This window comes from Rhodopila sp., from assembly GCF_035548095.1.
Classification (GTDB): Bacteria; Pseudomonadota; Alphaproteobacteria; order Acetobacterales; family Acetobacteraceae; genus Rhodopila.
Genome location: NZ_DASZUV010000022.1, coordinates 78,758 through 105,732, shown reverse-complemented (window position 1 = coordinate 105,732; position 26,975 = coordinate 78,758). Strand labels below are relative to the sequence as shown.

Below are 26,975 nucleotides of genomic sequence, written 5' to 3'. Positions count from 1 at the left end.
GCCGATGGACCTGGTATCGAGAGCGATGATGAATGTGCGGCTGTTCACCGCGCCCGTTCCATCAGCCCCACGAACCGCCCGAACAGATGGTGGCTGTCGGCCGGACCCGGGCTCGCCTCGGGGTGGTACTGCACGGAAAACACCGGCTTGTCGGTCACGACGATCCCCTCATTGGACCCGTCGAACAGCGACACATGCGTCACCGCCACGTTCGGCGGCAGCCTCTCGGCATCGACGGCGAAGCCGTGGTTCTGGCTGGTGATCTCCACCTTGCCGGTCACCAGGTCCTTCACCGGCTGGTTGGCGCCGCGATGGCCGCGCGCCAGCTTGTAGGTCCTGGCCCCCAGCGCCAGGGCCAGCAACTGGTGCCCGAGGCAGATGCCGAACACCGGCACCCCACGCTCCAGCACCGTCCGCAGCACCGGCACCGCGTATTCGGCCGTCGCCGCCGGATCACCCGGACCATTCGACAGGAACACCCCGTCGGGCTGGTGACGGAAAATCTCCTCGGCCGAGGCGGTGGCCGGCACCACGGTGACCCGGCAGCCAGCCGAGGCCAGGCAGCGCAGGATGTTGCGCTTCGCCCCGTAATCCACGGCGACGACATGGAACCGGGCTGCGGTCTGCCGGCCGGCACCCTCCGGCCAGGCCCACTCGGTTTCGTCCCAGTCATAGGACTGGCGGCAGGTGACCTGTTTCGCCAGGTCCATCCCCTCCAGCCCCGGCCACGCCGCCGCCTGGGCCTTCATCGCCGCCAGATCGAACACCCCGTCCGCCGGGAAGGCCAGCACGCCGGTCGGCGCGCCGCCGTCGCGGATGCGCATCGTCAGGGCGCGCGTGTCCACCCCGGCAATGCCGGTGATGCCGCGCGCCTGCAGCCACGCCTCCAGCGTCTGGGTCGACCGCCAGTTGGACGGGTCGGTGATGTCCTGCTTCACCACCAGGCCGCGGGCGGCGATATTCGTCGCCTCCAGGTCCTCGGCATTGGTGCCCACATTGCCGATATGGGGGAAGGTGAAGGTGATGATCTGCCCGGCATAGGACGGGTCGGTCAGGGTCTCCTGATAGCCGGTCAGGCCGGTGTTGAAGCAGACCTCGCCCACCGGCAGCGTCCCGGCCGTCCGAGCGCCGAAGCCGCGCCCCCACAACACCGAACCGTCGGCCAGGACCAGGACGGCGGTCGCGCCAGCCGGCACGGCATCGGGGGAAGCGGACATGGCGGGCGTCTCCGAAGGCTGGGTCATCAGGTCGGCCATGGTCAGGCCGGTCGCGGTGGTGATGGCAGGCCAGTGGCGCGTGGGAATGGCCTTGGCCTGGCGCCATTTGCGCACGGCTTCGGTACCGACGCCGGTCAGGCGCGACGCGGCATCCGCACCGCCGAGACGTTCTATGATAGAGTCGACCGATACGGGCATGCCGACACAGTATGGGAAGAAATTTCCCACCGCAAGCCCGCCTGAATAAGACGGGAAATTCTTTCCTTAAACCGGCCTGCCATCAGAAAGACGCCGTCAGAAAGGATGACAATGGCGGATATCCGACCGTTCATGACCGGCGGCTGCCAGTGCGGCGCGATCCGCTATGCGCTGTACGAAAAGCCGGACTCCACCGTCTGCCACTGCCGCATGTGCCAGAAAGCCGTGGGCGGCCCCTTCGCCGCGCTGAGCAAGGTCCCGCTGGACCGCTTCGCCTGGACCCGCGGCCAGCCGGCCGCCTTTCGCAGCTCGACGGTGGCGGAGCGGCATTTCTGCGCCGCCTGCGGCACGCCGCTGACCTTCCGCTATCTGCGCGGCGAGGCGATCGAGGTCACCACCGGCAGTCTCGACAACCCGGCGGCACTGCCGATCACCCGGAACTTCGGCGCCGACGCCAGGCTGCCATGGATCCCGCTGCTGATGCCTGGGACACTGCCGGACGTGCCCCCTTCCAACCCGCCGCTGGAGAGTTTCCAGCACCCTGACCACGAAACGCCCGGTCCCTGACATTTCTCCCGGCCGGATCGCGTTCTATGTAAGGGCCATTCATTCCCTGTTTCACACCGGAAGCCGACCATGAGCCTGAGAGAGCAATTCACCGATCAGCTGAAGACATCCATGAAGGCCGGCGACGCTCCCCGGACCTCCACCCTGCGCATGATCATGGCCAAGCTGAAGGATACCGACATCGCCGCGCGGCCCAAGGGCATCGACAAGGTGCCGGATGAGGAGATCATCGCCATGCTGCGCGGCATGGCGAAGTCCCGCCGGGAATCGGTCGACCTGTACAAGCAGGGCAACCGGCCCGACCTGGTTGCGAAGGAAGAAGCCGAGATCGCCGTGATCGAAGGGTTCCTGCCCCGGCAGATGGACCAGGCGGCGATGGAACGGGCCGTCGCCGATGCCGTCGCCGAGACCGGCGCCACCAGCATCAAGGACATGGGCAAGGTGATGGCGGCGCTGAAGACGAAGCACGCCGCGTCGCTGGACATGGCCAAGGCCGGTCCGCTGGTGAAGACCCGGCTGTCCGGCTGACACCGACCTGCCATGGCCCTCCCCGCCAGCTTCCTGGAGGAACTGCGTGCCCGCATCCCGCCCCAGTCGGTGATCGGGCGGCGGGTGCGGCTGGCACGCTCCGGCAAGCAATGGAAGGGATGCTGCCCGTTCCATGGCGAGAAGACCCCCAGCTTCTACGTCTATGAGGACGGCTACCACTGCTTCGGCTGCGGCGCGCATGGCGATGTCATCAGCTTCGTCATGCAAAGCCAGGGGCTGGGCTTCATGGAGGCGGTGGAACAGCTCGCCGCCGAGGCCGGGCTGGACGTGCCGAAGCCCACCCCGGAAGCCGCCGCGGCGGAGCAGCGGCGGCTGGGCATCACCGAGGTGCTGGCCGCCGCCGAACAGCATTTCCGGCGTCGCCTCGCCCTCCCCGAGGGCCGCGCCGCCCGCGACTACCTGTCGGGCCGCGGGCTGACCGAGGAGACCATTGCCCGCTATGGCCTGGGATGGGTCGGTGAGCGCGGCGTGCTGACGGCGGAGCTGCGGCGCGACGGCATCGAACCAGCGCAGCTGGAGGAAGCCGGCCTGCTGCGGCGCGACGAGGATGGCGACCGCACCTTCGAGCTGTTCTCCAACCGGGTGATGTTCCCGATCCGGGACCGGCGCGGCACGACGATCAGCTTCGGTGGCCGCATCCTGGGCAGCGGTCAGCCCAAATACGTCAACGGGCCGGAAACCCCTGCCTTCTCCAAACGCCGCACCCTGTTCGGCATGGACCAGGCGCGCGGCGCGGTGCGGAACGGCGCGGCCCTGGTGGTCGTTGAAGGCTACATGGATGTCATCGCCGCCGCGCAGGCCGGGTTCGGCGGTGCCGTGGCCCCCCTCGGCACCGCGCTGACCGGCGAGCAACTGGAGGAACTCTGGCGCGTCAGCCCCAGCGCCATCCTGTGCTTCGATGGCGACGCGGCGGGCGGCAGGGCGGCGGCCAGGGCGATGACGGTGGCGCTGCCGATGCTGACCACCCAGCGTTCCCTGCGCTTCGCCACGCTGCCGGCGGACGAGGACCCGGACAGTCTGGTGCGGAAGCGCGGCGCCCAGGCGTTCCAGGACGTGCTGAATGCCGCGAAGCCGCCCGCCGACGCCTTGTACGACGCGGCCCGGGCGGCGCATGGGATGGCAACGCCGGAGCAGCGCGCGTCCCTGCGGGCTGCACTGGTGGAGGCGGCCAACCTGATCGGCGACAAGGTGCTCGCCAGCGAATATCGCCGCGTGCTGCTCGATCGCTTCTTCGCCGAGACCCGGGCGCCGCGCCCCCGCTACTCAACGCCCGGCAACTCATTCCCTGGCCCCTCATTTCCTGGCCCCTCATTTCCTGGGCGGTCGCTGTCCGGCCGGTCGGCTTCCGATTGGGCCGTGCCGAACGGCAAGGCCGCCACGCCGCCGCGGATCGTGCGGACGCGTATCGATCAGGCCGCCACGCAGGCGGAATGGTCCCGCATCCTGACGGCGATCCTGCTGCGCCATCCCGCGCTGCTGCACGATGTCCACGCCGCCTATGCCACGCTGGCGCTCGAAGGAGCGCTGGCGCGCGTGAGGGATGCGTTGTTTGCGTGGGCGGAAACTGCGGAAACCCTTGACTCCGAGGGGGCAATCGCCCACCTCACGGAATTCGGAAGAAGCTCGGATTTTGAGCAGGTCTTGGCGGCAGGTGCCATGCCCCTGCCGGCATGTGCGCAACCCGGGGCAATGCCGGCGGACGCGGAAGCGGGTTGGTGGCATTTTTTTGGGTTTTTGAACGTGGATCATCTGCGGGAAGAAGTTGCCCTGGCCAAGCTCGAAGCCGACCGCAATCTGACCGCGGATACCCAGCGACGCCTGAGCGCCCTGCGCCAGGCGTTGCTTCGCGTCGAAAGTGGTGAGGCCGACGACAGCGGTCTCGCCGAGGCATCATGAGGCTGATCCCCGGCGCATCGCGCCCCAGATCAACCAGTGGAAACGAAGGAGTGCTCTGAACGATGGCCACGAAGCCCATGGTCGCCGGCGATACCGCGACGGCGGAGCAGGACGTCGAGTCCACGCTGGTCGACGTCACCACGGTCGCGGTCAAGCGGCTGATCGCACGCGGCAAGGAACGGGGCTACATCACGTTCGACGAGCTGAATGCCATCCTGCCGCCGGACCAGAACAGCTCCGAACAGATCGAGGACGTGATGGCCACGTTCTCGGAAATGGGCATCCAGGTCGTCGAGAGCGAGGAGTCCGAGGACGGCGAGGCCCCTGCGGTCAAGGCCGAGAAGACGGAAGACGCCGAGGAGGAGGAGCAGTCCGGCAACGTCGATGAGGCGAGCCTGGGCCGCACCGACGACCCGGTGCGCATGTACCTGCGCGAGATGGGCAGCGTCGAGCTGCTGTCGCGCGAGGGTGAGATCGCCATCGCCAAGCGGATCGAGGCCGGCCGCGACATGATGATCAACGGGCTGTGCGAAAGCCCGCTGACCTTCAAGGCGATCATCACCTGGCACGACCAGCTGAAGGCGGGCCGGATGCTGCTGCGCGACATCATCGACCTGGAAGCGACCGAAGGCGCCGGCGCCGCCGGCGACACGGAAGCCGTGGAAGGCTCGGCCGACGGTGCCGGCTTCAGCGAGGATGTCGACATGGACGACGAGGACAGCGGCCCGTCCATGTCGCTGTCGGCGCTGGAAGAGAAGCTGAAGCCGGAAGTGCTGGCGAATTTCGAGGAGATCGAGGCGCTGTACAAGAAGCTGCACAAAATGCAGCACCGGCGCCTGGAGACCATCACCTCGGGCGAGGAAATGAGCTCCCGCTCTGAAAAAGGCTATGAGAAGACGCGCGAGGAACTGGTCGAGAAGGTCAGCCAGGTCCGCCTGCACAACAACCGGATCGAGGAGCTGGTCAGCCAGCTCAAGCTGCTCAACCAGCGCCTGACCACGCTGGAAGGCCAGCTGCTGCGCATGGCCGAAAGCTGCAAGGTCAATCGCGAGGAATTCCTGAAATACTATCGCGGCGCGGAGCTGGACCCGAACTGGGTGGAGAAGGTCGGCAAGCTGCCCGGCAAGGGCTGGAAGCTGTTCGTCACCAAGCACCCGGACGACATCGCGCGGCTGCGCAGCCAGATTTCCGCCGTGGCAACCGATGCCAGCCTGCCGATCGCCGAATTCCGCCGGGTTTACACCACCGTCTCCCGCGGCGAACGCGACAGCGCGCGCGCGAAGAAGGAGATGATCGAGGCGAATCTGCGCCTGGTGATCTCGATCGCCAAGAAATACACCAATCGCGGCCTGCAATTCCTGGATCTGATCCAGGAGGGCAATATCGGCCTGATGAAGGCGGTCGATAAGTTCGAATACCGCCGCGGCTACAAGTTCTCGACATATGCGACGTGGTGGATCCGGCAGGCGATCACCCGCTCGATCGCCGACCAGGCACGCACGATCCGCATCCCCGTGCATATGATCGAAACCATCAACAAGCTGGTGCGCACCCGCCGCCAGATGCTGCATGAGATCGGCCGCGAGCCGGCCCCCGAGGAACTGGCCGACAAGCTGGGCATGCCGCTGGAGAAGGTGCGGAAGGTCCTGAAGATCGCCAAGGAACCGATCAGCCTGGAAACACCGATCGGCGACGAGGAAGACAGCCACCTGGGCGACTTCATCGAGGACAAGAACGCGATCATTCCGCTGGACGCGGCCATCCAGGCCAATCTGCGGGAAGCGACGACGCGCGTCCTGTCCAGCCTGACGCCGCGTGAGGAACGCGTGCTGCGCATGCGCTTCGGCATCGGCATGAACACCGACCACACGCTGGAGGAGGTCGGCCAGCAGTTCAACGTCACCCGCGAGCGTATCCGCCAGATCGAGGCCAAGGCGCTGCGCAAGCTGAAGCACCCGAGCCGGAGCCGGAAGCTGCGGAGCTTCCTGGACGACTGATCGGGTTCAGGTTCTCGGCGCTGGGCCGATGCCGCCGCCGCCTTCTCCGAACACCACGAACGACGCCCAGAAGAACGGATGCGCGAAATCCGCCGGCAATCCCTTCCCCGCGTCGTCCAGCAGCCCGATCTGCGTTGCGCGCAGCACCTTGGCCACGCCGGCCGTCGGATCCTGTTGCAGGCGGCTCAGGAACTCCGCGATCAGATAGGCCGACGGCGCCTCACCGATCGACCAGTGGGTCACCAGCAGCGCCCGGCTGCCGGCATAGAAGAAGGTGCGGGCGAAGCTGGACAGGCTCTCCCCGCCGCCGGCGCCGCCGGAATTGCAGGCTGACAGGATCACGAGGTCGGCGTCCAGCTGCAGGTTGCGGATCATCGAGGATGTCAGCAGCGCGCCGCGCGCATCGGCGGCACCCGGTGTGTTGGACGTGATGATCGCCGGTTCGCCCTCGCAGGGCAGCTCGTTCGGCAGCACGCCGTGGGTGGCGAAATGCAGGATCCGGTAATCGGACAGCCTGGTGTTCAGCACCCGTTGCGCCGTGAAGGCGGCGCCGAGCAGCTCATCCTGGGCCGAGGCGTTGAACAGCCGCCGGGCGACCTCCAGGGACTTCGTTGCCGCCGGCAGCGGTTCCAGTCCCGCCAGCATCGCGGCGCTGTCGCGACAGACGGATGGCGGGAAGCTCCGCTGCGCCTGCGCCAATGTCACCGGCTTGAAGTCCCCGAAGCCGAACCATTTTCGCGTCGCCCGGGATCCGCCGGCCGCCCGCCGCAGCCCGACGAAATTGCCTGCCGCCGGTACGTGCGCGATGGCGAACCGCCGGACGAGCCAGGGAGCCGCCGCGAGGTTGTCCGAGTCCGCCGGTCCGGTCAGCAGCACCGCGAACGGTACCGACAGAAGCGGACCGGAAGGCGCGACGATCAGGGATTCCGCGCCCTCCAGCGCTGGCGCGACGCGGCCCAGCGTCATGGTGTAGAGCTTGAGCGCGTCAGCGGTGGGGAACGGGCCCGGCGTGGCGCCCGGATCGACCTCGACCGACTTGCGGATGCGCGCCACGCTGGCGGCGATGTCGCCGGTGCTGCCGCCCGTTTCGGCCACCGTGATCTGGTTGCCGCGCAGCACGAAGATCCAACCGCTGCCGCCCCCCTCGGGCAAGGCGATCGTCACCAGGGCCTCATCCGGCCGCAATGCCGCGAACACATCCTTGGCCGACACCACCTGCTGCACCAGCTGGCCGTAATTCGGCGAGGCATCGACCAGGACCCGTTCTGCCTCCTGGGATCTGGCTCGCACATCGGCGATCTGCCTCTCGAGCTCATCCACCTGGCCCTGCGCCGCACCTTGGCTTCCCGCCGGCTGCCCGCCGCCATGCACCAGCTCATCCCGCCGCGACAGCAGGGCGCTCAATTTGTCTTGCAGGTCATGTTGCTGCCGGATCGCCTCACCGACCCTGGGGTCCCGCGCATTCTCGGCCAGCGCCGCGCTGGCCAGAGCGATCTGCCGGCTGGTTACGGTGCCTTGAACGATTTGCGCCGCGGTGAACATCTCGGCCAGCAGTGCCTGGGCATCGGCGCCACCGGCCTTGGCAGCGCGCGCGTAGGCGGTCAAGCAGGGCGCCATCAGGTCAGCCGTCGTCCCGACCCGCAGTGTCATCAGCAGGGACACCGCCTCCCGGCATAACGGAAGCGCGCGGTCGCCATGCCCGAGCCGGGAGCGTTCCCCGGCTTGCAGCAGAAATGTCTCCGCCAGGGGTTTCGAGTCCCGCAGCGCCGACCGGTTGAATTCCTGTGTTGCCGATTGCAGCTGATCAATGGCCTGGTCGGCCTGGTTTTGCGACACGGACGTCAGCGCGGTGGTACGATAGAGGCGCGCAACCAGGGCTGGCGTGAGCAGATCGTTGCCGCGAGCCAGATCGTTGGCCGAGGCCAATAACGCGTCGGCCTCCTGGGGACGGCCGAGCAGGCGCAGGACAACGGCTCGGTTCCGACGCGCCTCTATCACGCCGAGAAGCGCCAACTGGGTCTGCTGGGTGCCCGACGCGCTCCGCGCCGCCGCCAGGGCGGCCGCGTCCGTGGCGCCTACCGGCACCCGCGCGAAGGTGAACGATCGGGCGACGGTCGGGCGTGCCTTCGCCTGCAGCAGGTCGGACGGCACGTTGGCCGCATAGGCGGCTTCCGCCGCCGTCAGCAGCGCCAGCGCCTCATTGAACTTGCCTTGGTTCAAGGCATCCAGCCCGCGATAGTGGTCCAGGCGGGCGAATGTCAGCGGATCCGCGGCACGCGGCGCGAGCCTGGCCGCCTGCTCGAACAAGGTCTGCGCCTCGGCATAGCGCCGCTGGTTCGATAGCTGCCCCGCCAGCAGCAGGCGGGTCGTGGCGGTATTCGGGTCGTCGGGGTTCTTCAGAGCCTTCTGCTGCAGCGACAGGGCGGCGCGGAACGCCTTCTCGGCCGCGTCGGGATCGTTCGCCAGGTTGGCATTCGTTCCGGCCGTGATGAGATCGTTGAACTTGCCGATATCGCCGGAGCTGACGGCCTGCGCGGCCAGGCGCTGCGCCCACAGCGCGTTTGCCTCCGCCCCGCCGGCACTTGGGGATCCGGCGGCGCCGGCAACGCCGGACATGACGCCGATCGAGCGCTCGATCACCGGCGCGGCGGCCAGCGCCCCGTCGGCATACCAGATCGTTCCGTCCACATCGGCAACGAGCGCCACGTGGGGAAAGCCGCCGATCATGCGTGTGCATTGCAAAAGATAGGCCGACCTGCCGCCGAGGATCTGCGTCGCCTGCGGAGCGGCGCACCGGAAACGCGCATCGATGGACACGCGCCACGGGCTGGCGGACACGAACTGCGCAAGTCCGCCGCTGCCGACCGGTCCGCCGTACCGCACCTGCGCGCTTGGCTGTGTCCAGGTGCCGCAATAGATATCCGCCGAGCGGTCGGCCCCGACGGCCTGCGTGCATTCCTCACCGACGCCGTTCTTGCCGATCGCCACCTGCTGGGCCGCGGAGGGGCCGGCCTTGTCCGTGCTGACATAGGCATCGGGCGGCGGCCGGTCGCACCCGCCGAGCAGGGCGAACGCGAGCAGGGCGAACGCGAGCGGGGCGAACGCGAGCAGGTGCGGGGCAGCCTCGGAGGGCATGGCCGCCGGCATGCTCGTCGACACGGTTTTCGCACATATGCGGGAGAAACCGCGCCGGAACCTGCCGCGCGGCGACCGGCCGGCTTCGATACCGCTCATGGCCGTGGCCTCCTCTGATCGTCGCACGCATCCGTCGCATCGGGGCCGTAGCACGGCATCATTTCGTAGCGCTCGTCCGAAACGATCGGCAGGGTGATGTCCCAATCCGTGTCATCGCCGCGTCCGCCGATGAAGATGTCGTTGATGGGATTGCCTTGCGGCACGCCCAGCGACGGCAGCAGGACGCAGTTCACCGAATGGATGACGCAGCCGTTGATCTTGTATTCCTGTGACGATTTCGGCACCGCCCAGGCCGCGGTGGCAGCCGTGGGTCCACCGAGGCCGCCGACCAGCCCCCACAGGGCCGCGCCGCCCGGTGTCGTGTAGCTGACATCGAGCGCGGCCACGTTGATCGTGCCCTGCGCCCGGCCATTGCCGAGTTTCAATACGACCCACGTATCGCTTCCCGAGAGGCCACCGGCATTGTTGAAGGTGACATTGGTATCGGCATTGTCGGCGCCGATCACCAAGGTGCTGGCCGGCTGGCCGGATTTCCGGGTGACGGTGACGCTGCCCTGATCCGTCTGCGTGACGACCGGCGCATAGAGGTAGGTACCCAGGGCCGTCGTGCCATCGGGCGGCAGGGCGGACGCCGCCAGCGGCGTCGGCGGCCGCTTGACCCCGCCGGTCTGGAATGTCGGCCCCGCCAGCGTGATCATCGCCGTGTCCGTGATCTCGATCGTAACGGCACTGACGGTAGCGTTGATCAGCAGCCCGGCGCCGTCATGCAGGATGAAGTGGCTGGGCGATCCCTCCACGGCGAAGTCGGACAGGACCGCGACCTGGTTGGCGGCCGGCGAGGCGCCGCCGAGATCAGCGATCCCCGTTGCGTTGCCGGTCAGGGTGGCCGCCACCAGGCTGCCGGTCGAGCTGATCGTGCCGCCGGCATGCAGTGACAGAATGGTCCCGGCCTTGAACAGGCCGGTATTGCCGATCGTCGTGGCGGCGGTGGCGACAAGGCTGGTGCCGGCATCGATCGTGCCGCTGTTGGCAATCTCGTTGCCGGCGGTCGCCGAGACGTTGGTCCCGGCGCTGAGCGTACCGGCGTTCGACACCGCGCCGGTGCTGGCCGTCAGGGTAACAGCCGCGCGATCCGACCGCATCCCGCCGTTATTGGCGATGGCGGTCCGGGCACTGCCTGACAGGGCGTTCGCCGCGTCGATCAGGCCGCTCGCATCGTTCAGCAGCGATCCGCCCTGCGCGATCAGGGCGATCGTGCCTGTCGGAGCCAGGATCTGGTTGGTGTTCGTGATGCTGTCGCCGGCGATGGCGGTGATGCCGGTGACGGCGTTGAGCGTACCGTTGTTCGACAACGAGCCGGTCGCGGCGGTCAGAACGATGGCTCCGCTATCCGACCTGATGGCGCCATTGTTGGCGATGGCGGTCTGGGCCTCGCCGGTTACGTTGCTGGATGCGTCGATGAGGCTGCCGCCGCCGGTCCAGATCGACCCGGCATGCGCCACCAGGCCGATCACTCCATTCTGGACCAGCATCGTGCCGCCGTTGTCCAGGTCGAGACCGGCCGCCGCCGCGATGCTGGTGGCGGCGCCGATCGTGCCGGTGTTCGTCAGCGTGCCATTGCCGGCGGTCAGCGCGGTGGCCGCGGTGTTCGCGGTGATGGTGCCGCTGTTCGCGACATCCGTGCTGGCGGTCCCCGTGATGCCGGTCATGGCGTTGATCACGCCCGTGTTCGCCAGGGCGCCGGCACTGGCGGTCAACGCGATGGACGCGGTATCCGACCTGATGGCACCGTCATTGATGACATTCGTGCCGGCCTGGCCCGTCACCCCGCCCGATGCCTCGATCAGGCCGCCGCTGGTGATCCAGATCGATCCCGTCTGGGCGAGCAGCCCGATCGTGCCGCCATGGGCGCGCATCGTCGCTGTGTCGAGAATATCCGTGCCGGCGGTCGCGGCGATCCCTGTCGCCGCGTCGATCCCGCCATTGTTCGACAGCGCGCCTTTGCTGGCGGCCAGTGTGACCGCCGCGGTGTCGGACTTGATCGCACCGTTGTTCGTGATGCTGATCTCGGCCTGGCCCGCCACCCCGCCCGATGCCTCGATCAGGCTGGTGGTGCCGGTCCAGATCGATCCGGCCTGCGCGACCAGGTTGATCCCCCCGGTGCGTCCGAACAGCGTGCCGGTATTGCTGATATCCGTACCCGCCGTTGCCGCCATGCTGGCCGCGGCATCGATCGTGCCAGAATTGGACAACGTCCCCGTGCTGGCGGCCAGCCTCATATTGGCCGTATCGGACTTGACCGTGCCGTTATTGGCGATCGCGCTGGCGGCCTGCACGGTCACGCCGGCGAATGCCTCGACCAGGCTGGTGGTGCCGGTCCGGATCGATCCGGCCTGCGCGACAAGTCCGAGCGCTCCGCCATGCGCCAGCATCGTGCCGCCATTGACGATATCCACACCCGCCGTGCCGGTCAGGTTGGTTGCGGTATCGATAAGGCCACCATTGGCCAGCGTCCCCGCGACGGCCGTCACCGTCACCTCGGCCGCCTGGGATCGGATCACCCCGTTGTTGATGACGTCGGCATCAGCGGCGATCGTGGCCCCGCGTTGCGCAATGATACTGGATCCGTTGGTCAGGCTGCTGGGAGCCAGGGTGCCGGAATGGCCCGCGAGAAGATCGATCGACCCCGCCGAGGCGATTACCGGCGCCACCACGGCCAGGCTCGTTCCGTCATGCAGCACAAAGTTCCCGCCGCCCAGCGAGCCGGTGGCAAACGTGCCCAGGTTCAGGACCAGGTTGCCGGGTATCGCAAGCGCGACCAGCGTCGCCCCCATGCCCGCCGATCCGATCAATGTTCCCGCCTGCAGCAGAGCAGTTGCCGGATCCTCGGCGACCGAGGACGTCGCGGATATCAACGAGACCCCGGCGATGCCGGCCACGGTGCCGGCAAACGCGATCGATCCGTAGGCGGTCAGACCGGCCACGCCGGCCGGATTATCGGCGAGGATCACCGCGCCGGCGGATTGGGCGATGTCGCCGCCCTGCGACCACATGGTGAGAGATGGGGTGAACGCACCGCCAGCCGAGATGGAGCCCGCCCCATGCGCGGCGATCAGACCGCCGGTCTGATCGATATCCGTCCCGGCACTCAAGCGCGCCAGATTGTCCGCGATCACCGTCCCGCTGGTGGTGATGGAGGTCCCGGCGACAAGGGTCGCATCGTGACCGGCGATCACGCTGCCCGGGTTGCCGATAGAGGTGCCCGCGGTCAGCGCCGCATCGGCGCCCGCATACACCTCTCCGTTGTTGTCGATAAAGGTGCCCGCAGTCAGGGCGGCATTGGCGTCCGCATAGACCTCTCCGTTATTCTCGATATAGTCCGCCGCGCCGAGTGAAGCGTTCGCGCCCGCACGGACCAGGCCGTTATTGATGATTGCGTCAGCCCCCGCTTGCACGTTGTTCCGCCATGCCGCGATGACGCCGTCATTGATCAGCGTGCCGTACACCGTGATTTGCACGTTGCCCGCGTTCGCCTCGATCGTGGAAGCGTTCGTCAGGTCGGAATCGTTGGTAATGCGGATATCACCGGAGTCCGAAACGACCGTGCCGCGCACGTCCAGACTTGGGCCGTTCATCAGCGCCACGCTGCCGGGCGCGCTGATGCCGGATATCGTTCCGGTATTGAAGGAGGCCGCCAATGTCGCGATGGCGCCCAGGCCGGTGGCAACCGTTCCGATCTGGTTGTAGACACCCTCCAGCACGATACTGCCCGAGGCGAGGATCGGCGTGGGGGACAACGTCCCCGGCAGGGTGCCGCCATCCGTGCTGGGCTTCGCGCCGGCCTGTGCCGCCAGCGCACGGCCCCACAGCATGCCGCCGTTCTCCAGGATATTGCCGGTCGACTGCAGCGTGACGCCGCCGCCGGCGCTATAGGCGGCGATGATGCCGTTCAGCAGCAGGTCGCCGGCGAGATAACGCGTCGTGCCGTTGTCCACCGGCGCGACGACGATCTGCACGCCCTGGCTCTGCGCCGTGCCGTAGTCGATCACCCGCCCGGTCACGGTCAGGGGCTGGCCGTCGCGCAGCAAGAAACCATCGGCGGCGTCGGCAAATCCCAGATTGCTATCGAACGTACCCAGGTTGGCCACGCGGTTCTTCGTCGGTTCCGCCCCGGCGGCGCCCGGCATCGACGCCGCGGCGCCGGCACTGCCATGCAGCAGCCCGGTGATCAGCGCCCCCGACTCGGTGATGCCGCCTCCGGCGAACAGACCGATCGTGCCGCTCCCGCCACTCAGCACGGTGCCGCCCCCGATACCCACGCTGCCCAATGCTCCGGTCTGCACGACGCCGTCGATGACGATCGACCCGGCATTCGCCAGCACGCCCGGCGTATAGGCGCTGACCGGACCGCTGGTCGGCGTCGCCGCGACGTAGTCGACCCCGGCGACCAGATCGGCCGTGCCGTTCAGGTCCACCGCCAGCACGGTCGCGCCGGCGGCAACCGACACGCTGCCCGCGATCGCGCTGTCGCCGGCGCGCAGATAGACGCTGCCCGCCTGCACCATCGCCCCTGGCCGCAGCGTCAGGTCGACGCCGGCGGCGGTACCCGGCACGTCGATCTCGACATAGCCGGACACCAGCGTTCCCGACGCGATGGTGCCCGCCGCGAGGGTCGATCCCTGCACCAGGGTCATGACCTGCAGGCTGGTCGTATCATGGACCAGCACGTTGCCATCGGCGATCAGGTTGGCATTGCCCCAGCCCGCCAGCGTGCCGGCCTGGCCCAGATATGCGATCTGGTTGTTGCCGGCCAGGTAGAAGCTGGCCAGCGTCCCCGCCGCTCCGACCGTTCCGCTGGCTCGGCCGATGAGCGAGTCGGCGACGATGGTGCCGGCGCTGGTCTCCACGACGTGGCCGCCCTGGCTGTACAGCCCCAGCGTCCGAGCGATCGTGCCCATGTTCAAGGCCGTGTCGATGCTGATCCCTTGCGCGAACGGTATGACCGAGGTGCCGTCCACGGTGCCGCCCAGCAACAGGGACTCGGTGCCGGCCGGCCCCGGTTCCGTCGTGGTGAACAGGGTGCCCAGCGTGGTGATCAACCCCAGATCGGCGGTGCCGATCACCAGCGCATCCGGACTCGCGGTGCCGGTCGCCTGGACCAGGATCGGCCGCGCCGTGCGCGGGGCGATCGCGACCTGGCCGGATGGCGCGCTGACCAGGGGCGTCGTGCCGGTGCTGGTGATCGACAGCGAATCCGCCTGAAGCTGGATCAGGCTGGGGACCGGAGCGGTGCCGCCGGCCGGATTCCGGGAGGTCGCCAGCAACGAGCCCGCGCTGACGATGGTGCCGCTGGCCAGCGTATAAGGGCCGGACGCGATCGTGATCCCGCCCGCTTCCAGCGCGATCGTTCCCGCCGGCGCCAGCGTGGACGCGTTGGCGACGACACTGCCCACCACCGTCACCAGCGTGCCGGCATTGATCCGGATGTCGCCGTCGGACACCAGAGTAAGGAAGTCACTCGGGGCAGTCCCGTTGGTGACGAAGCTACCGCCGGAAACCACACGGCTGCCGACATTGCCGATTTCGGAAATGCCGTTGGCCGGGTTGCTCAGGCCGATCACCGCGCTGCCGCCGCTGGACCGTCCGGTCAGCGAAACGACAGCGAGACTGCCGGCACCGTGGTTTTGAATCGGCCCGTTCGCTTCCAGCACCAGGTTTCGCGCGATGCCACCGGCGCCGGCGCCGGACAGGCTGATGCCGCCGACGATGTCGATGCCCGTCGCCGTCGGAAGAATGGTGCCGGCATTGAGCAGCGCCCCCAGCAGCAATGTCTGGGTGCCGGCGGTGCCGGCGGTCGTGCCCATGGTGTTGATGCTGCTCAGGACGGACTGCGACAGGCCCAGCGTGCCGCTGCTGGAGAGCGAGGTACCCAGGGCGATCGTGCCGCCACCACGCGGGGCGATCGCGACGATCCCGTCGGGCGCGTCGATGACGGTGCCGTTGGCGGCGGCGGGCGTCAGCGTCAGATTGTCTGTGTGCAGTTGAATGGTACCCGGCGACGCGATGCTGCCCGCTATCAGGCTGCCCTCCGGCGCGACCAGCGAACCCGCCATGGCGATCGTCTCGACCGGTGTGATGGTCCCATGGGGAATCGTGTAGATGGACCCGGATTGATCGACAGTCACCGCCGGTGCGGACAGCAGCACCGTCGACGCGGCGCCGGCCGACACCGACCCCATCACCGTCAGCGTGCCAGCCGATGGGGTGTCGTTGAATGTGAAACCACCGGCCGCGACGGCGAAGGATCCAAGGTTGTCCACCCGGTTCGTCGCCACGGCGGTGCCGGTCAAGCCAAGCCTGGAATCGCCCAGATCGACGCCGGTGGCAGCATGCCCGTCCAGCAACCGTGCGCTGATGAGGCCACTCGCCACTTCGGTGATGCCGCCGGTCAGGGCATTGAGAGTGACCCACGTGGCGCTGAGCGTCCTGCCGGCTTGAATATCGATGTGTCCCTGCGTGACAGTCACATGGTAGGGATCAGGCGCGGTCGTGCCATTGCCCGGAAAATATGTGGACGGCAGTGAAGGCGGACCATTTTGCCAGACTGTGCCACAGAGGCAGAAAACGGTCGTGCTTCCTTTGGCGACCAGGACACTGCCGATATAGGCGGGCAGGGTGCCGTCCGCGAACACCGTGTCGATCGTATCACCGCCAAGGGTCGCGGTCCCGGTCGCTGTATAAGTCTCGGCAGTGAAAGAGAGGGTGTTGCCGGCGGAGATCGTCCCGCCGGTGTGGCTGACGTCGTGTGTGACCTGAACTGTCAGATCGTCATTCGCCGCGATCGTGCCCGACGACGACAGCGTCTGCGTGTTGATGCTGCCGGTCCCGGCGCCGATGATCCGCCCATTCGCGTTTATCGTTCCGGCGGTGATCGTAAAGCCGGTGTTCGAGCCCATGTAGCCGGCCGGTTCCTGCCCGAAGGACCCGGCGTTGACGATCAGCCCGTCCGGCGTGCCGGTACCGACTGAAACGATGGTGCCGCCGGTTTGCTGCACCGAGGTGCCGCCGGTGATGCTGATGCGGGCGGCATTGATCAACCCGCCGCCCTGGATGAAATCCTGGTCCGCTGTCAGCGTCGCGGCGCCCTGCGCTCCGATTACGGCGTCCGTTCCGACGGTTATGGTCCCGGCATGGATGGTCAGCGCGTCGCCCAGGGCGCAAGCGCCGATCGTGCCATCGATGATGAGGCTGCTGAATGCGCCGGTCTCCGTCAGCACCACCGTATTGCCGGACAGGACGGAGCCGTTGGGAAGCAAGGTGCCAAAGGCGGTCGGCTGGTTGGTGATGGTGATGTCGGCGGAACCGTCATTGGCGATGATCGTGCCGATCGTGCCGATCGCGTTTGCCGGGGAGCCGGGATCAAGCGTAATGGCGCCGCCGCTATAGGCGCTGAGCGTGGCAATGTTCAGGAACCCGGCGGCGGCCTCGGAAATCGTTCCGCTCGCACGCAGTTCCAGGGTCGGCACGGCGGCCGGTGCCAGGCTCACGCCGCCGGCGACGGTCAGTCCGGTTGCCGGCGTCGTCAGTGAACCCGCGTTCAACGGATCGTGGTAAGCGCCCACGCGCAGCACCGCGGCGTCGATGCCGTGCAGCAGGTCGGTGCCGACAGCCAGGGTGCCATTGGTCGGAACACCCGCAATTGAAACCGGTATGGCGGACGCCGGCGCAATTTCAACCGTTCCGCCGGTACCGGCGTTGATCGAGCCGCCACTCACCCCCATCGTGATGGTGTTGGCGATCAAGCCGATGGTGCCGTCGTTGGCGATGATGGACCCGCCATTGAACCCGAGCGTGTGGCCGGGCAGCACGTTGAGGAAGACGTTCGCGGTAGCCCTCAGTTGCCCCGCAACATTCAGATCCGCGGCATTGTTCAATGTGAGCGACGTCACCTGGACATCACCCAACGCGGCGATCTGGTTGTCCTGCGGCAGGCTGACGTTTCCCGCGCTGCCTGAAATCTGTCCAGCGGTCACCACGCCACCGGTCTGCGTCACATCCCCCGCCAAGGTCAGCGATAGCGTCCCGACGCCGGCATCGACATCATTGCGGAGGGTCAGAGCCTGGCCCTGAATCGAAATGTCGCCACCGCCGGTCAATAATTGCCCAAGACTCACCGTCCCAGGCGTGAAGCTGCCGCCGCCCGCCGCCAGATTCGCGGTTGCGGCGCCCATCGTGATGTCGATCTTTCTGGAGCCGACACTTGTATCTATGACAATGCCCGGGGCCAGCTCGAAATTGCCTGCTCCCGACAGGCGGTCGGCCGCCGTGCCGCTGAAGAAGGCGCTGTTGTTCACGTCGGCAGTGAATTGTCCGCCGTTGAGGGTGATTCCGGCATTGATCTCCGTACTCCGGCCGGACACGAATCGCAGGCTGTTGGTCGCGCCCGCGTTGCTCCTGGCATTGATTTCGTCATTCACGAAGACATCGTTCTGCGCCGAAATCACTACGTTGCTCGACGTCAGATCGGAAACCACCTGCGCCGGTGTTTCATCACCACCAGAGGCTGCGATCACCCAGTCACCCGCAGGATCCAGAAGCCAGGTGCCCACGTTGCCCCTCGACGCCCGCGTGTCGACCCGAGCCGTGGGTGAAAGTGCCAAGGATGCACCCGACGTCTCGACGAACCCGCCATCCCCGCCCGCCGGACCGCCTCGCGCCGTCAGCGTGCCGGCGATCGTCGTCCGGTCCCGCGACAGGACCGTCACCCGCCCGCCCGGACCCGCGGCGGTGGCATCCGCCGATACCACCACGCCTTCGGCGATCGTCACCGACGACGCGGTGTGCCTGGACACCACGCCGGGCCCGCCCTTCGCCCGCGCCAGTGTCGTGCCGATCGCCACCGTGCCGCCTCCCGCGGCGCCCGAGGCGCTGACCCGCGCCGTCGGCGCCAGCGCGACGGCACCGGTGGCGTTCACCGTGACGGCGCCGCCGGCGGCACCCGGCGCGGAACCTTCCGCCAGCAGCGCGCCATCCACCGTGACCGACCCGCCGATGCCCTGGACCGAGATGCGCCCCTTCCCCGCGCCGACCGTGGCCGCTCGGATCTTGCCGCCGGCCTCCACCAGGTTCGTCACGACGCCATCGGCCGCGCGCGCGGTGAGCTGGACGGAGCCGCCATCGGCGACGATCACCCCGGTATTGGTCACCAGCGCCGTCGCCCCGTCCGGCTTCTGCACCACCTGCCCGGTCACGTCGACCGACAGCATGCCGTCGCCGTACATATCCAGCGTCGCCTTGCTGGCGCCGGCCAGCACGACCTTGCCCAATCTGGCGGTGATCACGCCGGCATTGGCGACCTGCGGCGCCACCAGCGCCGCCAACCCGGCCTCCTTCACCGTGATGTGGCCGCGATTGACCACCGCGGCGTTCGGATTGGCCGCCTGGTCCATCACCAGCTTGCCGCCGCGCATGAATTCCTGCACCGCGCGGTCGCTGCTGGTGGTGGCGGTCACCATCAGCCCGGCGGTGTTGACCTGCGCCCCCTTGTAGAAGATCACCCCCGCCTGGTTCTGCAGCACCACCTGGCCGTTGGCGGTGATCTGACCGGCGATCTGCGACGGATTGGCGCCCTGGACCCGGTTCAGGGTGACCGCGGCGCTGGAAGGCTGGTTGAACTGCACGCTCTGCCGGGCGCCGACATCGAACGTCTTCCAGTTGATCGCCGCGCGCTGGCTGGACTGGTCGATCGTTGTCTGGGCGGCGGTCTGGCCGATGGTCGCGGTCCCGCCCACCACGGTGCCGCCGGTGGGGCGCGCGTTCGGGGCCGGCTGTGCCGCCGCCGGCAGCGCCACCAGCAGCGCCACGGTCGAACAGATGGCCGTGCTGGCCAGCAGCGCCGGACGCGGCAGCGGCACGACACGCAAACGCGGATCCGCCGTGGCATTCCGGCGCGCCTTGGTCCCGGTTGTAGGCCGCCTCTTCATCCCGCTGTCCCTTTGTGGTCCAGGTTCACGCCATCCATGCGCCCCGTCAGAATCGTCCGACGACCCGCCAGTAAAGCCCGATGCCGTTCAGCGCCGAGACGGTCGGGCCGGACCCGTTGGGGTACCGGTTGAACCGGGCAAGCGCCTCGAAATCCACTTCCACGTTGTGCGTGACCTGAACCCGCGTGCCGCCGCCGGACGAGTTGATCATCGCCGGCAGGATGGTCGCGTTGTTCTCCCACGTTTCGCCCCAGTCATAGAAGACATAGAACTGCGCCGGCACTTCCCCGGACAGGCGCAACGCCGACAGGTTGAGCGTCGTGTTGAACTGAAGCTCCGCCGTCGCCGCCAGCGCCTTGTCGCCGGCGACCTGGCCGGCATAGTAGCCGCGCGTGAAACGGAGCCCGCCCAGGTAGAATTGTTCCGCCGGCGGCAGAACAGCATCACTCCATTGGCCAGTCAGCAACCCCATCAAGGCGATCGAGTTGCCGTTCTGGAAAGTATAGAATGTCTGGGTGCGTGTCAGTTCAAAGTTGAGCTTGAAAAAATCGGCCTGCTCGCCCTGCCTGGCGGCGTTGGCGGCATAGCCGTTGGTTTCCGCCCCCAGGATCGGCAGCCCCTTCGACAACCGGACAGACAGCGTATTGAACGCCGGCCTCTCGGTGCCCAGCCAGAGATCCGACATCGCGTAGTCCTCACCCAGGCGCAGGACTCGCAACGAGTCATAGCTCGTCGTGGTCAGGTCCGATGGCGCGGGCCCGGTGCGGATATTCGACTCCAGCGCGTCGAAGTTCAGGACCCCGTTCAACGTCTGCTGGCGCGACCGGATGAACGGGTAGATGAAGGCGGCGCCGAAGACATCGGTGAAGCCGTGGTAGTTGGCGGCCGACAGGGCCTGCGTGCCGCTGCTGTCGGGGATCGCGTTGCCGGCACCGCCATAGACACGGACCTTCAAGCCGGACCCGCCCAGGAACATCTCCAGCGCGGCCTGGCCGAAATTCTGCGTGTTGAGGAAGGTGTGGTAAAAGCTGAGCTCGGTCTTTTCCCCGTATGAGGTGAAGCTGTTCAGATCCATGACCAGCAGGCCCTCGACCGGACCAGTCTGGTAGAAGGCCCGGTTGTCGAAGATGCCCAGCCCGGACACCGCCTGCCGGCTGACCTGCGCGACCAGGTTCAGCGCCCCCGGCTCGCTGTCCGACGGCTCCAGGATCGATTTGACCGTTACACCGGGAACGTCCCCCGCCAGCAGCAGATATCGTTCCAGCGTGGCCGCGTCGATCGGCTGCGCCTCGGTCAGCCGGTTCAGGAACCGCAGGACCTGCACGCCCGCGGGCCCGATATCGCCGGACAGCTTCACGCTGGCGATATGGCCTTCGGTGACGATGAACCGCAGTTGCCCGCTGGCGTCCAGCGATGCCGACACGGCGGACAGGACATAGCCGGCGGACCTGTACGTCTGCAGGATGGCCTGCCGGGCGGCATCGATGCGGGGCAGCGGTATCGCCGGCCCCACCAGGTCCCGCGTATATGCATCGAACGCCGACGCCGGAAAGACCGTGGCGCCATCCACCGAGACGCCGGTAATCCTGACGGTCCGGTCCGGCAGCCCGGCACCGGCGGGCGGCAGCGGCGGCACGCCGCCGTTCGGTGAGACGCTTGGCGGTGCGGGCGGCAGGATCCGCGGGATCGGCGAGCCCTGCGGCACCGGCGATACCGGCTGCATCTGCGGATAATTCGGCGGCGGTTCGGCCGCACGCGCGGACGGCCGCAGGGCCGGGAGAGCAACGCCGATCGCCAGGACCATCCGACTTGCCCACAGACGGACCAGACCCTCGACACGGCATGACCGACGCCTGGCAACAAGAACCCCGTTGCACGGACCGCGCATTTCGACCCTGCCTTCGTTAAGCGTCGATCAATCGGCGATGTCGATAGATCGGCGATGTCGATGAATCGGCGTGATGATCGTATGTTACGACCCACGACCGATCTTCGCAACGATATCCTGTCCGCCGGTCGCTTGTAAGCGATCGGCAACAGAGCGCCGGCGGCGTGGCCGCGGCGGCCGTGGCCAGGTGCTGGCGAGGACGGGTCCCGACCCGCTCGGCCGGCGCGCGGATGCCGCGCCGCTCTGCAACCCTGCCAATCTACTACCCTGCCAATCTGCCACCCTGGTAATCTGCCACCCCGGCGGCGTGCCGGGCCACGAAGGTCTTGCGAAGACCAGCCCGAACACGTATTGATTGCATTCATTGTTGGATCGGAGGCGTTCATGAGTGCGAGCATCCATGAGAAGCTGCAGCGCGTCCGCCGTCCACGTGTTCACATTACCTATGATGTCGAAACCGAAGGCGCCATGGTGCAGCGCGAGCTTCCGTTCGTCGTCGGCATCATGGGTGAATTCTCCGGCGATCCAACCAAGCCGCTTGCTTCGCTCAGTGAACGGAAGTTCGTTCAGATCGATCGGGACAATTTCAACGATGTCATGGCGCGTATCGGTCCCGGTCTCAACCTGAAGGTTGAGAATACCCTTGCCGGTGATGGCAGCCAGATCGCCGTCGATCTGAAGTTCAACGCGATCGAGGACTTTGAGCCTGGGCGGATCGTGGAGCAGGTGCCCGCGCTGCGCAACCTGCTGGAGACCCGCAACAAGCTGCGCGACCTCATGAGCAAGGTGGACCGGTCCGCCGACCTGGAAAACCTGCTGGAGCAGATTCTGCAGAACCAGAACGATTTGTCCTCCCTGTCCAGCACGTTGGGCGTCGAGAAGAAGGAGGGCTAGCCGATGTCGGAGTCCCAGGCCTCGCCGCCGGCCGCCGCCGCGACAACCGAGACGGTCAGCCTGCTCGACCAGGTGGTGTCGGCAACCCGGCAGACGGAACCCGACCGGGCCAAGGATCTGGTCAAGACGATGGTCGAGGAAGCCCTGAAGGGCACCATCACCTTCGATCGCAACCTGTCGCGTACCTTCGACAAGGCGATCCAGGTCCTGGACCGGCAATTGTCATCGCAGCTTAACGCGATCATGCATGACCCGAAATTCCTCAAGCTGGAGGGAAGCTGGCGGGGACTGCACTATCTGGTCCAGAACAGCGAAACGGGCGGTAGCCTGAAGCTGCGCGTCCTCAATGTCGCCAAGCGCGAGCTGACCCGCGACCTGACCCGGGCGGTGGAATTCGATCAGAGCCAGCTCTTCAAGAAGATCTATGAGAATGAGTTCGGGACCCCGGGCGGTGAGCCGTACGGAACCCTGATCGGCGACTATGAATGGACCAACGCGCCGGACGACATCGAAACGCTCCGGCTGATCTCCAACGTGGCCGCGGCCGGCTTCTCACCGTTCCTGTCCGCCGCCGCCCCGCAGCTGTTCGGCTTCTCCGACTACACCGAGCTGCCCAGGGTCCGCGATCTCTCGAAGATTTTCGAGTCCCAGGAATACATCAAGTGGCGCAGCTTCCGCGACAGCGAGGACGCACGCTTCGTGTCCCTGGTAATGCCACGCGTGATCGCCAGGCTGCCATACGGGGAAAAGACCAAGCTCATCGACGAATTCGGCTACGAGGAAGCGCCGGCCGACCCGGCAACCGGCGCGGCGAAGCCCATGGGGCACCACGACTATTGCTGGATGAACGCCGCCTATGTGATGGGCGCCAGGATGACCGACTCCTTCGCCCGCACCGGCTTCTGCATGTCCATTCGCGGCGCCGAGGGCGGCGGCAAGGTGGAAAACCTGCCGCTCCACATCTTCCAGTCCGATGACGGCGACACGGACCACCAGTGCCCGACCGAGGTCGGCATCACCGACCGCCGGGAAAACGAGTTGTCGAACCTGGGCTTCCTGCCGCTGTCCCACTACAAGAATACGGACTACGCCGTGTTCTTCGGCGGCCAGACCGTGCAGAAGCCGAAGAAATACGACCGTCCGGCGGCAACCGAAAACGCCGCCATCTCGGCACGCCTGCCCTACATCATGATCACCGGCCGCTTCGCGCACTACCTGAAGGTGATGGCGCGCGACAAGATCGGCAGCATGATGGACGTAAGCAACTGTGAGGTCTGGCTGAATCGCTGGATCGGCAATTACGTCAATACCAACGAGAAATCCGGTGAGCAGTCGAAGCTGGAACGGCCGCTGCGTGAGGCTCGGGTCGAGGTCAGGGAAGTCCCCGGCAAGCCGGGCGCATACAACGCCATCGCCTATCTGCGCCCCTGGCTGCAGATGGAGGAACTGACCGCCAGCATGCGGCTCGTCGCCAATATTCCGCAGAAGGCATAACCCATTCTGGAGCGGGCCGCGCCATCCGCGGAGATCCCGTCGCCACCAAGGGGAGCAACCAGGCCAGCCCCGGACCCGCCACTGCGCGACACCGTGCTGGCAGGCCGGTTCCTTGGCGGCCACCATGCCCTTGAGGCGGAGCGGCTGGCTACCTTCCTCACCGGTGATACCGATACGGATGCCCATGCCGGCAGCGCCCTGCGGGCCTGGTTCGGCATGGATCCGGCGGCGCGGCTCCTCGGCCAGGGCCGGGCCGCCCTGCGCGGCGCGATCGACCGTGACATCGCCGCCATCGACGCCCTGATCGGCCGCCAGCTCGATGCGATCCTGCACCATGCGCGCCTGCGCGCGCTGGAAGGATCCTGGCGCGGCCTCGCCTGGCTGATCCGGGGCCTGGATCCCACGGCGCGCATCAGGGTGCGGCTGATGACCATCGCCTGGCCGGAAATCTGCCGCGACCTCGACCGCGCCATCGAGTTCGACCAGAGCACGATGTTCCGGCTGATCTATGAAAACGAGCTGGGCACGCCTGGCGGCGACCCGATCGGCCTGCTGCTGATCGACCACCCGGTCCGGCACCGCCCCGGCCCACAGGCACCCACCGATGACGTCGCGGCCATCGCCGCCTTGTCCGCCGTGGCCGCGGCGGCATTTTGCGTCGTCGTGCTGGCGGCCTCACCGGCCTTGCTGGGTGTCGACGAATTCGGCGACCTGGCAATGACCGCCGACCTGGCCGCGCCGCTGCGCCAGGCATCGCACGCGCGCTGGCGCGGCCTGGGCAACCGCGAGGACTCGCGCTTTGTGTGCGTCACCGTCGCCAGGGCGCTGGCCCGTCCGCCCTGGCGCAACGATCCCGACCGCGCCGATGGCTTCCGCTACGCCGAGTACGCTCCCGACGCCGCCAGCCGCGTGTGGATGTCGGCGGTCTATCCCTTCGCGGCCGTGGTTGCACGCGCCCAGGCGAACCACGCCTGGCCGGCCGACATCCGCGGCGTCGATACCGATCGGGAGGGTGGCGGCGTGGTGACCGGTCTGCCCGTGGAATGGTTCCGCACGGATCCACCGCTCTCCTGGCCGCGCCTGCCGCTGGAGCTGGTCTTGACGGACGGGCAGGAGCGCAGCCTGGTCGATGCCGGCCTCATCCCGCTGATCTCCCTGCCATACACCGCCGACGCGGCCTTTGCCTCCGTCGCCAGCCTGCACCGCCCGCAACGCTACGCCGGGCCGACCGCGGCGGCGGCCAATGCCAACGCGCGCCTGTCCGCGCAGATCAATGCCATCCTCTGTGCCTCCCGCTTCGCGCACTACATCAAGGTGATCGGCCGCGACATGACGGGCAAGATCACGACGGCCACGCAGATCGAGCAGCGCCTGCAGGCCTGGCTGCGCACATACATCAACGCCGCGATCGACGCGGGCCCAGAGAGCAGGGCGCAGAAGCCGCTTGTGGACGGACGGGTGACGGTGCGTGAATATCCCGGCCGCCCGGGCGTCTTCGGCTGCACCATGCACCTCAAACCGCATTTCCAGTTGGATGAGGTCGCGGCCGAATTCGACCTTCGGGCGGACATCGCCGACCCCCGCCGGGCGAGGTGACCAGCCGGATGATCCCTCGGACACCCTCCAACGCGACCGTCATCTGTGACAGGCAGGAGCTGCTTCCATGAGCGAAACCGGAGAGACCGCCGGCACCCTGTTCAAGGCGGGCAGGCTGAATGAGGCGGTTGCCGCGGCCGGCGCCGCGGTGCGGGCAGCGCCGGCCGATCTGTCGGCGCGGATCTTCCTGGCCGAGCTGCTGCTGTTCGCCGGCAATTTCGAACGTGCCGACGTCGTTCTGGATGCCGCCAGCGTCATCGAACCCGAAGCCGCCATCGTGGTCGCCGAGTTCCGCCAGCTTCTGCGCGCCGCCACGGCGCGGCGCCAGGTGCACAGCGACGGGCGGCTGCCGGAATTCCTCGACGAACCCACGCCCGCGCTGGCCGCGATCCTGGAAGCCCATGTCGCGCTGCGCGCCGGCGATGCCGCCACCGCCGCCGCCATGGCCGGACGCGCCGAAGAGCTGCGGCCCAGGATCGATGGCCGGGCCGGCACACGGCGCTTCGACGATTTCCGGGACGCGAGCGACCTCAATTCCGGCTTTTTCGAGGTCCTGACGACGACGGGCAAATATTTCTGGATCCCGGCGGAACGGGTCATGTCGGTCGAATTCCACAAGCCGCTGCGGGCGCGCGACCTGTTCTGGCGCCGCGCATCCATGTCCGTGCGCCAGGGGCCGGACGGCGATGTCTACCTGCCGGTCATCTACGAAACCACCGACCCCGCATCCCCCGACACCCTCCGGCTCGGCCGAGCGACCGAGTGGGTGGAGCGGGGCGCGGGGTTGGTGCTGGGCGCCGGCCAGGCCTCGTTTCTGGCAGGTGACGACCTGGTGTCGATCATGGACCTGACCACGCTGGACTTCGGCGCCGGGGCCGGCGCGCCATGAGCGGAACGCGCGATCGTTTCGCGGGCACGCGCGACCAGCCCGTCCAGCGCGTCCCGGCCCGGGCGCAGTTGCCACTGCTCGACCGGCTGATCGACGATGCGCCGGAACGGACCGGCGACCAGGCGCTGTCCGCCGCCGAGGCAATGGCGATCCTGCGGCGCTCCGTCCGCCGCGACATCGAGGCATTGCTGAACGGCCGCCGGCGCTGGCGATCCTGGCCGGCGGCGCTTACCGCGCTGGCGCTGTCACCGCTGAATTTCGGCATCCCCGACTGCACGGCCGGGCGGTTCCACGGCACGTCCGGCCGCGACGCCCTGTGCCGCGAGGTGGAGGACACGCTGCGCCTGTTCGAAAAGCGCTTCCGGTCCGTCAGCGTGTCGCTGGCGCCGACGGGCGAGGGTGAGACGACGCTGCGCCTGCGCATCAACGCCGTGCTGCACGCCGAACCCGCCCCCGAACCGGTGAGCTTCGACATGGAGCTGGATCCGGTCACCGCCGATGCGGTGGTACGCCAGCGCGACGACCTCTGATGCGCACATTCCCGTCTGCACCCTTTGGCCCGCCTGCACCCCTTGGCATGCAATCAGCGGGACGCGGCCGCATGACCCGCCG

13 protein-coding genes are annotated in these 26,975 nt (G+C 67.6%); 9 read left to right on the top strand and 4 right to left on the bottom strand.

The features are described 5' to 3' along the window. Positions 1–44: 44 nt before the first annotated feature. Positions 45–1,415, bottom strand: coding sequence for a glutamine-hydrolyzing carbamoyl-phosphate synthase small subunit (gene carA / locus VHC04_RS17100; RefSeq protein WP_325683497.1), 1,371 nt, complete (start codon positions 1,413–1,415; stop codon positions 45–47). 111 nt (positions 1,416–1,526) lie between these two features. Between carA and VHC04_RS17095 the strand changes: the two genes are divergently transcribed. From VHC04_RS17095 to rpoD, 4 genes are all read left to right on the top strand, one after another. Then, on the top strand, positions 1,527–1,982 hold the full coding sequence (locus VHC04_RS17095; protein ID WP_325683478.1) for a GFA family protein: 456 nt from the start codon (positions 1,527–1,529) through the stop codon (positions 1,980–1,982). Positions 1,983–2,051: 69 nt separating this feature from the next. Next, positions 2,052–2,510 (top strand): GatB/YqeY domain-containing protein, encoded by a 459-nt coding sequence (locus VHC04_RS17090; RefSeq protein WP_325683476.1) that lies wholly within the window; start codon positions 2,052–2,054, stop codon positions 2,508–2,510. Positions 2,511–2,522: 12 nt separating this feature from the next. Next, positions 2,523–4,427, top strand: a complete 1,905-nt coding sequence (gene dnaG / locus VHC04_RS17085) for a DNA primase (RefSeq protein ID WP_325683474.1) — start codon at positions 2,523–2,525, stop codon at positions 4,425–4,427. A gap of 62 nt (positions 4,428–4,489) precedes the next feature. Next, entirely contained in the window at positions 4,490–6,424 is a 1,935-nt protein-coding gene (rpoD, locus tag VHC04_RS17080) for an RNA polymerase sigma factor RpoD (RefSeq protein WP_325683472.1), read from the top strand. Between the two features lie 6 nt (positions 6,425–6,430). On the opposite strand, the gene VHC04_RS17075 is transcribed toward rpoD, so the two are convergent. The 3 genes from VHC04_RS17075 to VHC04_RS17065 form a co-directional block, all read right to left on the bottom strand. Next, positions 6,431–9,658 (bottom strand): CHAT domain-containing protein, encoded by a 3,228-nt coding sequence (locus tag VHC04_RS17075; protein ID WP_325683470.1) that lies wholly within the window; start codon positions 9,656–9,658, stop codon positions 6,431–6,433. Beyond that, complete coding sequence (locus tag VHC04_RS17070) at positions 9,655–19,533, bottom strand: filamentous hemagglutinin N-terminal domain-containing protein (protein WP_325683495.1); 9,879 nt, start codon at positions 19,531–19,533, stop codon at positions 9,655–9,657. Before VHC04_RS17070 ends, VHC04_RS17075 begins: the two co-directional genes overlap by 4 nt. A gap of 115 nt (positions 19,534–19,648) precedes the next feature. Continuing rightward, a complete protein-coding gene (locus tag VHC04_RS17065; RefSeq protein WP_325683468.1) occupies positions 19,649–21,406 on the bottom strand; it encodes a ShlB/FhaC/HecB family hemolysin secretion/activation protein in 1,758 nt (585 codons plus the stop codon). Between the two features lie 468 nt (positions 21,407–21,874). Between VHC04_RS17065 and tssB the strand changes: the two genes are divergently transcribed. From tssB to tssE, 5 genes are all read left to right on the top strand, one after another. Continuing rightward, the gene (tssB, locus tag VHC04_RS17060) at positions 21,875–22,384 is read left to right on the top strand and encodes a type VI secretion system contractile sheath small subunit (RefSeq protein ID WP_325683466.1); all 510 of its coding nucleotides are present in this window, start codon (positions 21,875–21,877) and stop codon (positions 22,382–22,384) included. A gap of 3 nt (positions 22,385–22,387) precedes the next feature. Next, entirely contained in the window at positions 22,388–23,878 is a 1,491-nt protein-coding gene (gene tssC / locus VHC04_RS17055) for a type VI secretion system contractile sheath large subunit (protein ID WP_325683464.1), read from the top strand. Positions 23,879–23,971: 93 nt separating this feature from the next. Then, complete coding sequence (gene tssC, locus VHC04_RS17050; protein ID WP_325683462.1) at positions 23,972–25,474, top strand: type VI secretion system contractile sheath large subunit; 1,503 nt, start codon at positions 23,972–23,974, stop codon at positions 25,472–25,474. Positions 25,475–25,541: 67 nt separating this feature from the next. Further along, entirely contained in the window at positions 25,542–26,363 is an 822-nt protein-coding gene (locus VHC04_RS17045) for a type VI secretion system accessory protein TagJ (protein ID WP_325683460.1), read from the top strand. Beyond that, a complete protein-coding gene (gene tssE / locus VHC04_RS17040) occupies positions 26,360–26,893 on the top strand; it encodes a type VI secretion system baseplate subunit TssE (RefSeq protein WP_325683458.1) in 534 nt (177 codons plus the stop codon). The genes VHC04_RS17045 and tssE overlap by 4 nt, the downstream gene beginning before the upstream one ends. Positions 26,894–26,975 lie beyond the last annotated feature (82 nt).

What these genes read in the sequence shown, in the direction of transcription:
- rpoD (WP_325683472.1), top strand. Translation starts at nt 4,490, where the DNA reads ATGGCCACGAAGCCCATGGTCGCCGGCGATACCGCGACGGCGGAGCAG.
- VHC04_RS17045 (WP_325683460.1), top strand. Translation starts at nt 25,542, where the DNA reads ATGAGCGAAACCGGAGAGACCGCCGGCACCCTGTTCAAGGCGGGCAGG.
- dnaG (WP_325683474.1), top strand. Translation starts at nt 2,523, where the DNA reads ATGGCCCTCCCCGCCAGCTTCCTGGAGGAACTGCGTGCCCGCATCCCG.
- VHC04_RS17090 (WP_325683476.1), top strand. Translation starts at nt 2,052, where the DNA reads ATGAGCCTGAGAGAGCAATTCACCGATCAGCTGAAGACATCCATGAAG.
- carA (WP_325683497.1), bottom strand. Translation starts at nt 1,415, where the DNA reads ATGCCCGTATCGGTCGACTCTATCATAGAACGTCTCGGCGGTGCGGAT.
- VHC04_RS17065 (WP_325683468.1), bottom strand. Translation starts at nt 21,406, where the DNA reads ATGGTCCTGGCGATCGGCGTTGCTCTCCCGGCCCTGCGGCCGTCCGCG.
- VHC04_RS17095 (WP_325683478.1), top strand. Translation starts at nt 1,527, where the DNA reads ATGGCGGATATCCGACCGTTCATGACCGGCGGCTGCCAGTGCGGCGCG.
- tssC (WP_325683464.1), top strand. Translation starts at nt 22,388, where the DNA reads ATGTCGGAGTCCCAGGCCTCGCCGCCGGCCGCCGCCGCGACAACCGAG.
- VHC04_RS17075 (WP_325683470.1), bottom strand. Translation starts at nt 9,658, where the DNA reads ATGAGCGGTATCGAAGCCGGCCGGTCGCCGCGCGGCAGGTTCCGGCGC.
- tssE (WP_325683458.1), top strand. Translation starts at nt 26,360, where the DNA reads ATGAGCGGAACGCGCGATCGTTTCGCGGGCACGCGCGACCAGCCCGTC.
- tssB (WP_325683466.1), top strand. Translation starts at nt 21,875, where the DNA reads ATGAGTGCGAGCATCCATGAGAAGCTGCAGCGCGTCCGCCGTCCACGT.